General features: G+C 72.2%; 13 protein-coding genes and 1 riboswitch. Of the genes, 4 read left to right on the top strand and 9 right to left on the bottom strand.

Annotated elements, in window-relative coordinates; translation table 11 throughout:
• Positions 1-148: 148 nt before the first annotated feature.
• Together ACLQ2S_RS00975 and ACLQ2S_RS00980 are read right to left on the bottom strand one after the other, a co-directional pair.
• Positions 149-1,009: an ABC transporter permease gene (locus tag ACLQ2S_RS00975; RefSeq protein ID WP_155214572.1), complete on the bottom strand. Its 861-nt coding sequence runs from the start codon at positions 1,007-1,009 to the stop codon at positions 149-151.
• A gap of 97 nt (positions 1,010-1,106) precedes the next feature.
• Entirely contained in the window at positions 1,107-2,132 is a 1,026-nt protein-coding gene (locus tag ACLQ2S_RS00980; protein WP_155214571.1) for an ABC transporter substrate-binding protein, read from the bottom strand.
• 268 nt (positions 2,133-2,400) lie between these two features.
• Here ACLQ2S_RS00980 and ACLQ2S_RS00985 point away from each other — a divergent pair, with 268 nt between their 5' ends.
• The 4 genes from ACLQ2S_RS00985 (at position 2,401) to ACLQ2S_RS01000 (ending at position 6,883) form a co-directional block, all read left to right on the top strand.
• Positions 2,401-3,186, top strand: coding sequence for an ABC transporter ATP-binding protein (locus ACLQ2S_RS00985; RefSeq protein WP_155214570.1), 786 nt, complete (start codon positions 2,401-2,403; stop codon positions 3,184-3,186).
• A gap of 2 nt (positions 3,187-3,188) precedes the next feature.
• Positions 3,189-4,139, top strand: coding sequence for an LLM class F420-dependent oxidoreductase (locus ACLQ2S_RS00990; protein ID WP_155214569.1), 951 nt, complete (start codon positions 3,189-3,191; stop codon positions 4,137-4,139).
• The gene (locus ACLQ2S_RS00995; protein WP_155214568.1) at positions 4,136-4,465 is read left to right on the top strand and encodes a cupin; all 330 of its coding nucleotides are present in this window, start codon (positions 4,136-4,138) and stop codon (positions 4,463-4,465) included. Before ACLQ2S_RS00990 ends, ACLQ2S_RS00995 begins: the two co-directional genes overlap by 4 nt.
• Positions 4,466-4,543: 78 nt before the next feature.
• Positions 4,544-6,883, top strand: a complete 2,340-nt coding sequence (locus ACLQ2S_RS01000) for a hypothetical protein (RefSeq protein WP_425700926.1) — start codon at positions 4,544-4,546, stop codon at positions 6,881-6,883.
• An 86-nt stretch (positions 6,884-6,969) separates the two neighbouring features.
• Here the strand turns inward: ACLQ2S_RS01000 and thiC are convergent, their stop codons facing one another.
• The 7 genes from thiC to thiE form a co-directional block, all read right to left on the bottom strand.
• Entirely contained in the window at positions 6,970-8,562 is a 1,593-nt protein-coding gene (thiC, locus tag ACLQ2S_RS01005) for a phosphomethylpyrimidine synthase ThiC (RefSeq protein WP_425700927.1), read from the bottom strand.
• A 14-nt stretch (positions 8,563-8,576) separates the two neighbouring features.
• Positions 8,577-9,365 carry a bifunctional hydroxymethylpyrimidine kinase/phosphomethylpyrimidine kinase gene (thiD, locus tag ACLQ2S_RS01010; RefSeq protein ID WP_155214565.1) on the bottom strand — a complete coding sequence of 263 codons (789 nt, stop codon included), beginning with the start codon at positions 9,363-9,365 and terminating at the stop codon, positions 8,577-8,579.
• A gap of 1 nt (position 9,366) precedes the next feature.
• Positions 9,367-10,131 carry a thiamine phosphate synthase gene (locus ACLQ2S_RS01015; RefSeq protein WP_425700928.1) on the bottom strand — a complete coding sequence of 255 codons (765 nt, stop codon included), beginning with the start codon at positions 10,129-10,131 and terminating at the stop codon, positions 9,367-9,369.
• A 17-nt stretch (positions 10,132-10,148) separates the two neighbouring features.
• Positions 10,149-10,934 (bottom strand): thiazole synthase, encoded by a 786-nt coding sequence (locus ACLQ2S_RS01020; RefSeq protein WP_425700929.1) that lies wholly within the window; start codon positions 10,932-10,934, stop codon positions 10,149-10,151.
• 5 nt (positions 10,935-10,939) lie between these two features.
• A complete protein-coding gene (thiS, locus tag ACLQ2S_RS01025) occupies positions 10,940-11,140 on the bottom strand; it encodes a sulfur carrier protein ThiS (protein WP_309222497.1) in 201 nt (66 codons plus the stop codon).
• The gene (gene thiO / locus ACLQ2S_RS01030; protein ID WP_425700930.1) at positions 11,131-12,306 is read right to left on the bottom strand and encodes a glycine oxidase ThiO; all 1,176 of its coding nucleotides are present in this window, start codon (positions 12,304-12,306) and stop codon (positions 11,131-11,133) included. Before thiO ends, thiS begins: the two co-directional genes overlap by 10 nt.
• Complete coding sequence (thiE, locus tag ACLQ2S_RS01035; protein WP_425700931.1) at positions 12,300-12,926, bottom strand: thiamine phosphate synthase; 627 nt, start codon at positions 12,924-12,926, stop codon at positions 12,300-12,302. The genes thiO and thiE overlap by 7 nt, the downstream gene beginning before the upstream one ends.
• Positions 12,921-13,030: riboswitch (TPP riboswitch) on the bottom strand. Its footprint overlaps the gene before it by 6 nt.
• Positions 13,031-13,166 lie beyond the last annotated feature (136 nt).

Here is a 13,166-nt window from a genome sequence, read left to right on the forward strand (position 1 = left end):
GCCGGGGTGGGGGGGTTGGGGCCCCCCCCGCCCCGGGGGGGGGGAAACCGCCGCCCGCCGCGGCGGGGGTGGGGGCCCCACCACACCTGCGAGCAGGGGGCGGGACGACCGACTCCAGCCGGGGGTGATCTCTTGGCGGCTGGTGTGGTCAGCGGGTGGAGGTGGTCTCCCGCAGCCAGGGCAGGCTGCGCCGCTCAAGCAGGACCAGCGCGGTGTAGAGCAGGATGCTGACCAGGGCGACGAGGATGATCGCGGCCCAGGCGGTGGCGGTGTCGCCGATACCGGCGTACTGCTGGATCACGTAGCCGAGGCCGCCCTCACCGGCCTGGAACTCGCCGATGACCGCACCGATCGCGGCCAGCGGCATGGCAACCTTCAGACCCACGAAGATCTGCGGCAGCGCGGCCGGGAAACGGACCTTGCGGAACGCCTGCCAGCGGGAGGCGTTCCAGGAACGCACCAGCTCGGCCAGCTCGGCCGGAGTGGTGGTCAACCCGGTGGCGGTGGACAGCACGATCGGGAAGAAGCAGAGCAGGAAGACCATGGTGAGGATCGGCTTCTGACCCCAGCCGAGCGCCACCACCAGCAGCGGGCCCAGGGTGATCTTCGGTACCGCGTTGACCGCGACCAGCAGCGGGGTGAACATCCGCTCGACCGCCCGGGACGCGGCCAGCGCCAGACCGATCAGCACCCCGGCCACCGCGGAGAGCGCGAAACCGATCAGGATCTCGCCGGTAGTGGCGGCGGTGTGCTCCAGCAGTCTGATCGGGCGGTCGGAGAACGCCGCGAGCACGTCACCGGGCGGCGGCAGGGCGGCCGGGTGGACCAGCTCCATCCTGGCCACCAGCCACCACAGCCCGAGCGCGACCAGTAGCCCGGCAGTCGGCAGCAGCGCGGCGGTCGTACCCGAGCGCAGGTCACCCGCTCGCCACCGTCGGCCACGTACTGCGGCCGGCGGTCGCTCGGGTGCGAGCGTCGCCTCCGGCGGCCGTGGGCGGACGTCGGTCATCGGATCCTCCTGCGATTCAGTGCCTTGGTGGGCGGGGAGCGGAGCACGCCGCACCGCACGATGCGGTGCGGCGTGCTCCGTGCGACAGCGAACGACCTCAGGCCTTCGGCGCGAGGTCGAAGTCGATGATCTGCTCGGGGGTGAGGTCCGACTTGAGGGCGCCGGCACCGCGCAGGATCGCGATGCTCTTGGCCACCCGGCCGCTGTCCAGCGTGCCCAGCGCGGTGCCCGAGTTGTTGGACCGGACGTACCCGGCCATCAGCTGCAGCTCGGCGGCAGCCGCCGCGGGCACGACCGCCTCGGCGTTCTTGGCCAGGATCTCGGCGGCCTCGTCGGGGTTGGCCAGTGCGTACTCCAGACCCTTGAGCAGGGCCTCGGTGAACCGCTTGACCTGCTCCGGCTTCTCGCTGGCGTACTGCTTCGAGGTGATCAGCACGTTGCCGTAGAGGTCCTGCATCACGTTGCTGTAGGGCAGCAGGACGGCCTTCTTCTTGGTCACCGTCTCGATGGTGGGCTGGCCGACGACGAACTGACCGATGCCGTCCACCGAACCGGAGGCCAGCGTGCCCATCAAGGACTGCGCCTCGCCGTTGACCCACTTCACCTTGGTGTAGTCGATGCCGGCCATCCGGGCGTACGTCGGGAAGAGGTTGCGGACCACCGAGCCGGGGGTGTCCGCGAGGGTCTTGCCCTCCAGGTCCTTCGGCGTGGTGATGCCGGTGCCGTCCACGGTGGCGATGGCCGCCATGGTGCGCTGCTGGATAGCGGCGACCGCGACGAAGTCCTTGGCGTCACCGTTGCCGAGCTGGAGCAGCCCACCGGTCAGGTCGATCGGGCCGAACTGCGCCTGACCACCGACGATCGTCTGGATCACAGCGCCGGTACCCTGCCCCGGCTTGATCTCTACGTCGAAACCGGCGTCCTTGAAGTAGCCCTTCTCCTTGGCCACCCACGCGTACGAGTCGCGTCCGAAGTTACCGAACGACGTGAGGTACGTCACTTGCTCAAGGGACGAGCCGACGCTGTCGCCGTCGCTGTCGTCGGAGCCGCTGCTGCACGCGGAGACCAGGGCCAGGGCGGTGGCCATCGTGGCCGCGGCGACCGTACGGGTCAGCCTTCTCATCAGTGCACCTTGTCCTTTCCAACCGGGGCGTCGGGCCGCCGGAAGGGAGTTGTCGGGGCGGCACCGGCAGCCGGATGGAAGCCGACACCGCGTATCGAGGGGGGACTCTCGCGGGCACAGCGTACGAGAACCCCACCTTTGCGACGCCAGGCGTTCCGGGTTGCGGAACGGATACAAAGTGATGTCCACCCCGGACGGTGCGTTTTCAGACCGCGCCCGCTAACCTTTGCCGGTTCCTGATTTTCCACTCAGGGGAGGCACGTCGGCGATGATCCGACTCTCCAAGGTGTCTCGCACCTTCGACGGCCGTGCCGGCCGGGTCGAGGCGCTGCGGGGCATTGATCTCGACGTCGCCGAGGGTGAGTTCGTCGCGGTTCTCGGCCGCTCCGGCTGCGGTAAGTCCACCCTGCTACGGCTGATCTCCGGTCTGATCCCGGTGACCTCCGGCGAGGTCACCGTCGCCGGCAAGCCGGTCACCGGGCCACGCCGGGACATCGCCATGCTGTTCCAGCGGCCGGCCCTGCTCCCCTGGCGTACCGTCCTGGACAATGTCCTGCTACCGGTGGAGATCTTCGGCTGGAAGCGCGCCGCGCATCGCGGCCGGGCCCGGGATCTGCTCGACCTGGCCGGGCTGTCCGGCTTCGAGAAGCGGCTGCCGCACGAGCTTTCCGGTGGCATGCAGCAGCGGGTCTCGTTGTGCCGGTCGCTGATCGGCGACCCCCGGGTCATGCTGATGGACGAACCCTTCTCGGCGCTCGACGCGCTCACCCGGGAGGAACTCTCCGGCGAACTCCAGCGGGTCCACATGCGCAACGGCGCGACGGTCGTCTTCGTCACCCACTCCATCGACGAGGCGGTGCTGCTCGCCGACCGGGTGATGGTGCTCAGTCCGCGACCCGGCCGGGTCCGGAAGGTCGTCGAGGTGACCATTCCCCGCCCCCGCACCCTGGGCCGCAACGCCCACCTGGCGGAGGTCGCCCAGGTCAGTGCGGACCTGCACGAACTGCTGATGGAACGCGACGAACCGGCTGGAGCCGGCACGAAAGGACACTGAGCATGCGGGTGGCTGTCTTCACGGAGCCGCACCGGGGTGCCACCTACGACGACCAGCTCCGCTTCGCCCAGCTCGCCGAGCAGGGCGGCTTCGACGCCTTCCTCCGGGCCGACCACTACCAGGCCATGGGGGACGACCCGGCCCCACCCGGACCGACCGACGCCTGGCTGACCCTGGCAGCGCTCGCCCGGGAGACCAGCCGGATCCGGTTGGGCACGCTGGTCACCTCGGCGACGTTCCGGCTTCCCGGCCCACTGGCGGTGATGGTGGCCCAGGTCGACCAGATGAGCGGTGGCCGGGTGGAACTGGGCATCGGTGCCGGCTGGTACGCCCGGGAACACGTCTCGTACGGCATCCCGTTCCCCGGAATCAGTGAACGCTTCGACCGCCTCACCGAACAACTCGATGTGATCACCGGTCTGTGGCGCACCCCGCCTGGCGGGACCTTCACCTACGCCGGTGACCACTACCAGCTCACCGACTGTCCGGCCCTACCCAGACCGGTGCAGACCCCGGGCCCTCCGGTGATCATCGGCGGTCGGGGACCGAAGCGCACCCCGGAACTCGCCGCCCGGTACGCCGACGAGTTCAACGTTCCCTTCACCAGCGTCGCGCAGACCCGCGAGGCGTACGAGCGGGTGCGGGACGCCTGTGAGCGGGTCGGCCGATCCGCCGACGGACGCCCCCCGTTGACGCTCTCCGCCGGCATCGTGGTCGCCATCGGACGCACCGACAGCGAGGCCCAGCGGCGGGCAGCACCGCTGCACGTCAAGAGTGCCCTGCCACCCGAGGACTCGGTGATCGGCTCGGCGCAGCAACTGGTCGACCGGATCGGTGAGTTCGCGGCGATCGGCGCCGACCGGGTGCATCTGCGACTGATCGAGCTGGCCGACCTGGACCACCTGGAGCTGATCGCCAGCGAGGTGCTTCCCCAACTGGATGGAAACCGATGACCGCCACACCGCCCGACCGTCCCACCCTCGACCACGAACCCGCCCTCGGCCCGGTGGGGCAGGAGATCGTCCTGGAGAACGACCGGGTCCGGGTCTGGCACATCCGGCTGGAGCCGGGTGAGAGCCAGCCGCTGCACCGTCACGATCACCCCTATCTCGTGGTGGCCGTCCAGGGCGCGAAGAACGTCATCCAGACCGTCGACGGCGTACGCATCGATGCCGACGAGCCGACCGGTGGCGTGGTCTACCGCGATCCGGGTGCGGTGCACATGCTCACCAACGTCGGCGACACGACATACCTGGCCCGGCTGGTCGAGCTCAAGTAGACCCGCCGCGACCAGGTCGTACGTTCGGTCACGGCGTGCCGGTGGCGATCGGTGGCGACGGACCGTAACGTGCCCGTCATGGCCCATCGGACATCGAGCCGACTACTGTTCACCGCGTTCGGCCTCAGCCTGCTGGCCGGCGCCGGTCAACTCGGCCTCGCCTTCGGCTTCGGCATCGTCCGGCTCACCGGCACCTTCACCGGCGCGAGCATCAACCAGTGGCCGGCGCAGCTCGTCTGGGCCGGCTGGTTCGCCACGAACGCCGCCGTGATCGGTGCCGTGCTGACCGAGCGACTGGCCCGTCACGGTGGGCAACTGACCGGCACCACCCGGCAGGTGGCCGTCGCCGCCGGCTCCGCCCTGGGTGCCACGGTCGTGGCACCGCTGTGCATGCAACCCGCCCGCAGCGCGGAACTCATCTCGGTCGACCCGGTGTGGGCCGTGGCCATCTGTGCCGGCCTCGGCGCGGTGGTCGGTGCCGGTGCCGCGCTGGCCGTGCTGGTCCGGCCGCCGATGGCCTGGAACATGGCAGCGGTGGCCGCCGTGGTCTGGCTGCTCGCCCTCTGCTCGGTGCTGCCGTCGCTCGGCGCGAGCGGACCGCTGACCCCGGTACGCCTCGGCGTGTTGGAGCCCGCCTGGCTCGCCGCCGACACCGCGCAGCGACTGGCGCTGTTGATCCTGCCGCTGGTGACCCTGCTGGCCGGTGCGGCGACTGCGGCGGTGGCCCGGTGGCGTGGACATCCCCCGTTGGTCAGCGGCCCCAGCGGGGTCGCCGGACCGGTGCTGGTGGCGTTCGCCTACCTGGCCGCCGGCCCGGGTGACTCAGGCGACCGGTACCAGTTGACGCCCTACTACGGGGCACTGATCGCGGTGCTGGTCGGTGCGCTCGGTTCGGCCGCCGTGGCGCTACTGCCCGCGACGGTCACCGCCCGGTTCGGCCACCGGGTCACACCCACCAGCAGTACGGCCATCGAACCGACCGCCATCCTCCAACCGCTGCCGACCAGCCCCGCGCTGCCCTCCTCGGCCAGTGCCGCGACCGATGACTCCGGCACCCCGGCCGACGCCTCCGTGTCCCCTGCGGGCTCGACCGGCGCGTCGGTCTCCCCGGCGGGCGCGATCGTCAGCGGCACCGCGATCGGCCGCACGACCGGCGAGACCCGCACCGCCGACGGTCCGCAGGCCGTCCCCTCGGACGGTTCACCGCCGCACTGGCACTGGCCGATCGCGTCCACTGCCCCGTCCGCCACCACCACGCCGACCACGACGACCACTGCCGCCACCATCACGCCGACCACGGCGACCACTGCCGCCTCGACCGGGCCGTCCACCAGCGACGCGGACACCCACAGCCCGGCGGCGGTGACCGCAGCGCCGCAGGCGGCAGCGGCGGCCGACACCGCCGACGTCGAGCGCCCGCGAGAGGTCGACGTACCCTTCGTCGACACCGAAGCCACCGGCGACGAGCCGACCGACGGTACCGACACCGAACGCGACCAGGCTGGAACCCGTGCCCAGCACGACCAGGCTGACGACCGCACCGAGCACGGCCAGACCAACGACCACGCGCAGCACGGTCAGGCGGACAGCCGCGCCGAGCGCGGCCGGACCGACGACGGTGCCGAGCGGGCGGGCGACCTCGCGGCGCGAACCGACGCGCACGACGCGCAGGGGCCGGCCGGGTCGACGGTCGGCGGGCAGTCGGCGGCGGAGACCGACGGGCAACCCGGTCCGGCCATCGATCCGACGCCGGTTGGTGACGGCAGCGACCTCCCCCGGCCCACCCCCGCCACGATGGAGTCCGGCACCCCCGCCGGCCGGACCCCGACGCCTCGACGCGCCCGCAAGCCTCGGACACCGGATCCGTCTGCGGTCCCGCCACCCGCCGCACCGCCGATCGGCGAGCCAACGGACGAGGCCGACCGCGAGACGGCGAAGCCGGTCGTACCCGAGGTGACGCCGCGGCCCCGGCAACGGTTCGTACTGCCGGATCTCGGTCGGGCGAAGCCCCGTCCCGAAGCACCGACGTCTGAGCCCGTCGCAGCGACGTCTGAGCCGGGCGCACCGGTCCCGCTCGGTATCTCAGCGGCGCTCCCGGAGACCCCCGAGGTCTCCATCGAGCCTGCGGCCACCGCCCGGGACCTCACCGCCGCCTTCACGAAGCCTCCCGCCGTCCGGGCCGAGGACGTCCAGCCGGACGGTGAACCGGAGAAGGGCCGACGCGGGCTGTTCCGGCGGGGCCGACCGCGCTCCGGAGAGCACGCCGCGACCGAGGACGACGAACCACTACCGGCCCAGGACGAGGAGTACGTCGACTGGGTCGCCGGCCTGAGCCGACCGCTGGACGACGACGAACCCACGCCGCCGAAGGGGCCGCGCCGGTCACTGCGGTCGACCGGGCGGCACCACCGGCGCTGAGACCCGTACGCCCCCGCCGATCTCACCTTCGGGCACGTTGATGATCACGGCAGGGGTGCCGGGGCGTCGGCAGGCCGCCCGACCGGTCAGGCCAGCGGCAGGTAGACCCGCCCGCCGGCGGCGACGAACTCGTCGGACTTGTCCTTCATGCCCCGGGCGGCGTACTCCTTGAGATCCTGGGTGATCTTCATGGAGCAGAACTTCGGCCCACACATCGAGCAGAAGTGCGCGGTCTTCGCCGGCTCGGCGGGCAGCGTAGCGTCGTGGTAGGACCGCGCGGTCTCCGGGTCGAGCGAGAGGTTGAACTGGTCCTCCCACCGGAACTCGAACCGCGCCTTGGAGAGCGCGTCGTCCCAGGCCTGCGCCCCCGGGTGCCCCTTCGCCAGGTCGGCCGCGTGCGCCGCGATCTTGTACGCGATCACACCGGCCTTCACGTCGTCCCGGTCCGGCAGCCCGAGGTGCTCCTTCGGGGTGACGTAACAGAGCATCGCCGTGCCGAACATGCCGATCATCGCGGCTCCGATGGCCGAGGTGATGTGGTCGTACGCGGGCGCGATATCGGTGGCCAGCGGGCCGAGCGTGTAGAAGGGGGCCTCGTGGCACCACTCCTGCTGGAGATCGACGTTCTCCTTGATCTTGTGCATCGGCACATGCCCGGGGCCCTCGATCATCACCTGCACGTCGTACTCCCAGGCGATCTTCGTCAGCTCGCCGAGGGTCCGCAGTTCCGCGAACTGCGCCTCGTCGTTGGCGTCTGCGATCGAGCCGGGACGCAGACCATCGCCGAGGGAGAACGTCACGTCGTAGCGGGCCAGGATCTCGCACAGCTCCCGGAAGTTGGTGTAGAGGAAGTTCTCCTCGTGATGCGCCAGGCACCAGGCGGCCATGATCGAGCCGCCCCGCGACACGATGCCGGTCACCCGGTCCACCGCCAACGGCACGTACGGCAGCAGCACACCGGCGTGCACCGTCATGTAGTCGACGCCCTGCTCGGCCTGTTCGACGACGGTGTCCCGGAACACCTCCCAGCTCAACTTCACCGGGTCACCGCCGACCTTCTCCAGCGCCTGGTAGATCGGCACCGTGCCGATCGGCACCGGGGAGTTACGCACGATCGCCTCGCGCGTCTCGTGGATCCGCTTGCCGGTGGACAGGTCCATCACGGTGTCCGCGCCCCACCGGGTGGCCCAGGTCAGCTTCTCCACCTCCTCGGCCACCGAGGAGGTCACCGCCGAGGTGCCGATGTTCGCGTTCACCTTGACCAGGAACGCCTTGCCGATGATCGCCGGCTCGCACTCCGGGTGGTTGACGTTGAGCGGCAACACGGCCCGCCCGGCGGCGATCTCGTCCCGGACGAACTCCGGGGCCATCCCCTCCCGGATCGCCACGAACTCCATCTCCGGCGTGACCACACCCGCTCGCGCGTACGCGAGCTGCGTCGGCCGCTTACCGTCCGATCCCGCCAGCGGCGTACCGGCACCGCGCGCCGGAGCCACGTCGCCCCGCTCGGCGATCCACGGCCCCCGCAACGGCGGCAGCCCGACCTGCGGGTCAGAGCCCGGACCGGAGGTGTCGTAGAGCCGTACCGGTGGGTTGTCCCCGGTCAGTTCCACCTCCGCGAACGGCACCTGGATGTCCGGTCGGGATCCCTCGACGTACACCTTGCGACGTGCCTGCATGACAGCCTCCCTGATCAGGCGGACCAGCCGAAGTGGTCCATCGGTCCGCGTCCCGCGCCCAGCTCCCAGTCCCGCGCGCCGGTCAGCGCCCGGGTCACGTACTTCTTCGCGGCCTCGACGGCCACCGGCACCGGATCGCCCAACGCCAGCCGCACCGTCACCGCCGCCGAGAACGAACAGCCGGTGCCGTGCGTGTGCCGGGTCGGCACCCGCGGGGCCCGCAGCACCGTCGTCCCGTCGGGGCCGTGCAGCACATCCACCGCCTCCGGACCCGCGTCCACGTCGCCGCCGGTGACGATCACCCATTCCGGTCCCCCGGCCGCCAGGGCCCGCGCCGCCGTGGTCATCTCATCCACGTCGGTCACCGGGGCCCCGGTGAGGGCTGCGGCCTCCGCGCTGTTCGGTGTCGCCACCCGGGCGTACGGCAGCAGCCGCTCCACCGCCTCCACCACGCCGAGCCGGTGCCCGCTGGTCGCCACCAGCACCGGGTCGACGACCAGTTGCGGCAGCCGACCGGCCGCCGCCGCGTCGGCGATCGCGCCCGCCACGGCCGGAGTACCCAGCATCCCGGTCTTGACCGCCTGCACCGCGAAGTCCGACAACACACTGTCGAGCTGATCGGAGACCATCTGCGGCGGCAGCGGCAGCACCGCGTCCACGCCCCGGGTGTTCTGCGCGGTGACCGCCGTGAGCACGCTCGTGCCGTACGCGCCGAGCGCCGCGAAGACCTTCAGGTCGGCCTGGATGCCAGCGCCAGCACCGGAGTCGGAACCGGCGACGGTGAGCACGGTGGTGGGGGTCATGTCACGTCCTTGCAGCGGGTTGTGGTTGCGGTGTTGGGCACAGCCACGTCCGGGTCGGGTGCCGACCGGACGTGTCGGGTGGGGACGTCAGGGGGGCGTGGTGGGGTGGGCCGCCTGCGGTGGTGTGGAAGGCGGCGGTCAGGGTGGTGGCTGTTTGGTGGGGGTCTTCGGCGCGCATGATGGTGCCGAGGACGGCCACTCCGGCGGCTCCGGCCTGGACGCAGGCGCGTACCTGGTCGGGGGTTTCGATGCCGCCGAGAGCCAGGGCCGGCACCGGGCTTTGCGCGATCAGCTCGGCCAGCCCTCCGGGGAGCAGCGGCGGGCCGTAGCCCGGCTTGGTCCGGGTGGGAAAGACCGGCGAGAGGGTGACGTAGTCCTCGGTGGTGAGGCGACCCAGCTCCGCCGCGTCATGGCAGGAGCGGCCGACCAGGTCGGCGGCGGGCGGCGGGTACGGTCCGGCGGCCGGCAGGTGCAGGGCGACCGGCGGGCGGTCCGCCCCGCCGGGATCGGCGTCCAGCAGCGGGTCCGGGCCGGCGACGATCAGGGTTCCACCAGCCTCGTCCAGGATCGACCGCAGCTCGGCGGCGAGGGCCAGGCGCTCGACGCGCGGCAGATCCTTCTCCCGCAGCACCACCCAGCGCACTCCCCCGGCCACGGCCGCCGCCACCACTCGACGCAGCCCGCCCCTTGCCACCCGCCGGTCCGTCAGCACGACGACACCGGAGATCGGCGGGATCCTGCGGGACAGTTCGGCGCCAAGCGCCACGGGATCGGTCCGCGCGGTCACAGGTCGGGACGGCCTTCGTCGGGAGTGGAGGCGAGGGCGTGGAAGCGGCGGGGAATGCGACCGGCGGCGTGGGCGAGGCGGCCGGCGGCGATCGCGTACCGCATCGCGGTGGCCATTGCCACCGGGTCGGCCGCCCGGGTCACCGCGCTGGCCAGCAGCACCGCGTCGCAGCCCAGCTCCATGGCGAGCGCAGCGTCGGAGGCGGTGCCGATACCCGCGTCCAGGATCACCGGCACGGCGACGTCCTGCCGGATGAGCCGGATGTGGTGCGGATTGTTGATCCCCAGGCCGGAGCCGATCGGCGCACCGGCCGGCATCACCGCCGCGCAACCGACGTCGGCCAGACGGCGGGCCAGCACCGGATCGTCGGAGGTGTACGGCAGTACGGTGAACCCTTCGTCGACCAGTTCCTCGGCGGCGCGCAGCAGTTCCACCCCGTCGGGCAGCAGCGTCCGCTCGTCGCCGATCACCTCCAGCTTGATCCAGTCGGTCTCGAACGCGTCCCGGGCCAGCCGGGCCACCTTCACCGCCTCACTCGCCGTGTAGCAGCCAGCGGTGTTGGGCAGCAGCCGTACGCCGCATCGATCGAGCAGGTCCAGCAGGCCGCCCGAGCCACCCGGCACACTTTCCACCCGGCGCAGCGCCAGGGTGACCAGTTCGGTGCCCGAGGCCCGGATCGCCTGCTCCAGCACGTGCAGGTTGGCCGCACCACCGGTGCCGAGGATCAGTCGGGAGTCGAACCGCACACCGCCCAGCTCGAAGCCGGTCGCCTCGTTGTCCATCCGGCTCACCCGCCCTGGGCGGCGCTGAGCACCTCGACCCGGTCCCCGCCCCGCAGCACCGTCGCCGGCCAGCCCGCGCGCGGCACCACCTCGCCGTTGACCGCCACCGCCACACCGCGCTGCTGGCCGGTGACGTCTCGGACCAGGTCGGCCACCGTCAAGCCGTCCGGCAGGCTACGCCCGGCACCGTTAACCGTCAGTTCCACGTGTCAACCTCCGTCACTGGCTGGAAGGTGCTGCTGGTAGCGGTCACGCCCACGCCGCCCGGCAGGTCGTCGAACCGGTCCGGCCGGAAGGGCGCGAGCAGTGGCTCCGGCCCGCCACCTCCGGTGACCAGATCGGTGATCAGATCCGCGGTGACCGGGGTGAGCACGATCCCGTGCCGGTGGTGACCGGCGGCGACCAGCACGCCCGGGTGCCCCGGCAACGGGCCCAGGATCGGGGCGTTGTCCGGGGTGCCCGGACGCAGCCCCGCCGTCGTCTCCACCAGGTCGTACTCGGCGATCTCGGGCAGCAGATCCACCGCAGCCCGGAGCAGCCGCAACACCGCCCCGGCGGAAACCTCCAGGTCGGAGCGTTCCTCGACGGTCGCACCGACGACCACCTCGCCGCCCTCGCGCGGCACCAGGTAGACGTGCTCGCCATCGGCGTACCCCCGGATCACGTGCCGGAAGCCCGGCGGCGCGCCGTCGGGCGCGCGCAGCCGCAGCACCTGCCCCTTCACCGGGCGGACCGGCAGGCCGGTCAACGCCGCCGCACCGCAACCCGCGGCGACCACCGTCACTCCGGCCGTGATCTCCGACAGCCGGCGCACCGGCTCGGCGACCAGCACCGCTCCCGCCCGCTCCGCCGCCAGCCGCAGCGCCGGCACCAGCCGACGCGGATCGACCTGGTGGTCGGTGGCGGCGAGCGCGCCGCCGCGCACCCGGGGCGCCAGCGCGGGCTCGCGTTCGCGCAGCTGCGACGGGCGCAGCGGCGTCACCGGCAACCCCAGGCCCTGCTGGTACGCCCAGAGTCGGCGCGCCTCCGCGAGGTCGTCGGCGGTGAGCCCGACCATCAGCGTGCCCTCGGTCCGGTAGCCGATGTCGACGCCGGTCGCCTCGGTCAGTTCGGCGGCGAACCCGGGCCAGCGGCTGGCCGACTCGGTGAGCAGGCCGGTCAGCTCCCGCTCACCGAAGTACGCCTCGGCGACCGGCGCCAGCATTCCGGCGGCCACCTGCGAGGCACCCGATCCGGGTGCCGGGTCGTGCACGACCACCCGCAGCCCACGGGTGGCGCATCGCCAGGCGATGGCCCACCCGATCGGTCCGCCCCCGACGACTGCCACATCGGGTTGTGTCGGGCCGGTGTCGACGGACTCCCCGGTCACCATGTCAGCGCCCGGACCAGCTCGACGGCGGCGCGGGCGGGGTCGGCGGCTTGCGAGAGCGCACCGACCACCGCCACCCCGTACGCGCCGGCAGCCCGCAACTCGGCCACGTGCGCCGCCGTCACCCCACCGATGGCGATCACCGGGACGTCGACCGCCTCGACCACCGCCCGCACACCTGCCACGCCGATGGGCGGTGGCAGTCCGTCCTTTGTGGCGGTGGCCCGACACGGGCCCACGCCCAGGTAGCTCGCCCCGGCGGTGACCGCCGCGAGCGCGGTTGCCGGCTCCCGCGCGGTGGCGCCGAGCACGGCAGCCGGGCCGAGCACCTCGCGGGCCGCCGCCACGGGCAGGTCGTCGGCGCCGACGTGACCGCCGGCAGCCCCGGTGGCCAGCGCCATGTGCAGCCGGTCGTTGACCAGGCAGGGCACCTCGTACGGCGTGCAGAGAGCCAGCACCTGCCGGGTCAGCTCGTACGCCTGCCGGTCGGTCGCGGTGTCCTCGACGCGGACCTGCACCACGAGGTGGTCATGGGCCACCGGCAGCACGGCGCGGAGCACGGCGAGCGGATCGCGCCCGGGTCGGGTGTCGGTGATCAGATGCAGTCGTCCCAGGGACGGCACGGCAACACTCCTCCCTGCGCCGGCATTACCCGGATCAGGTTCGACGGTCGGGGGCTCACAACCCCCCTCTCAGCCCGGTGCACCGGGCTCCCGTGGGTTCGTTGGGTGTCACCGTACGACGTTTCACCGGCTCAGCCAAGCCCGTCCCACGCCGCGGCCTGGGCCGGAGCTGCACGTTCCGTGCTGGCGCACCGCGAGCCGATGGACGGGCGCAGCGCGAGTCGATGGACAGGACAGCGC

The organism is Micromonospora sp. DT48 (genome assembly GCF_049844495.1).
Classification (GTDB): Bacteria; Actinomycetota; Actinomycetes; order Mycobacteriales; family Micromonosporaceae; genus Micromonospora.

What these genes read in the sequence shown, in the direction of transcription:
- ACLQ2S_RS00975 (WP_155214572.1), bottom strand. Translation starts at nt 1,009, where the DNA reads ATGACCGACGTCCGCCCACGGCCGCCGGAGGCGACGCTCGCACCCGAG.
- ACLQ2S_RS00980 (WP_155214571.1), bottom strand. Translation starts at nt 2,132, where the DNA reads ATGAGAAGGCTGACCCGTACGGTCGCCGCGGCCACGATGGCCACCGCC.
- ACLQ2S_RS00985 (WP_155214570.1), top strand. Translation starts at nt 2,401, where the DNA reads ATGATCCGACTCTCCAAGGTGTCTCGCACCTTCGACGGCCGTGCCGGC.
- ACLQ2S_RS00990 (WP_155214569.1), top strand. Translation starts at nt 3,189, where the DNA reads ATGCGGGTGGCTGTCTTCACGGAGCCGCACCGGGGTGCCACCTACGAC.
- ACLQ2S_RS00995 (WP_155214568.1), top strand. Translation starts at nt 4,136, where the DNA reads ATGACCGCCACACCGCCCGACCGTCCCACCCTCGACCACGAACCCGCC.
- ACLQ2S_RS01000 (WP_425700926.1), top strand. Translation starts at nt 4,544, where the DNA reads ATGGCCCATCGGACATCGAGCCGACTACTGTTCACCGCGTTCGGCCTC.
- thiC (WP_425700927.1), bottom strand. Translation starts at nt 8,562, where the DNA reads ATGCAGGCACGTCGCAAGGTGTACGTCGAGGGATCCCGACCGGACATC.
- thiD (WP_155214565.1), bottom strand. Translation starts at nt 9,365, where the DNA reads ATGACCCCCACCACCGTGCTCACCGTCGCCGGTTCCGACTCCGGTGCT.
- ACLQ2S_RS01020 (WP_425700929.1), bottom strand. Translation starts at nt 10,934, where the DNA reads ATGGACAACGAGGCGACCGGCTTCGAGCTGGGCGGTGTGCGGTTCGAC.
- thiO (WP_425700930.1), bottom strand. Translation starts at nt 12,306, where the DNA reads ATGGTGACCGGGGAGTCCGTCGACACCGGCCCGACACAACCCGATGTG.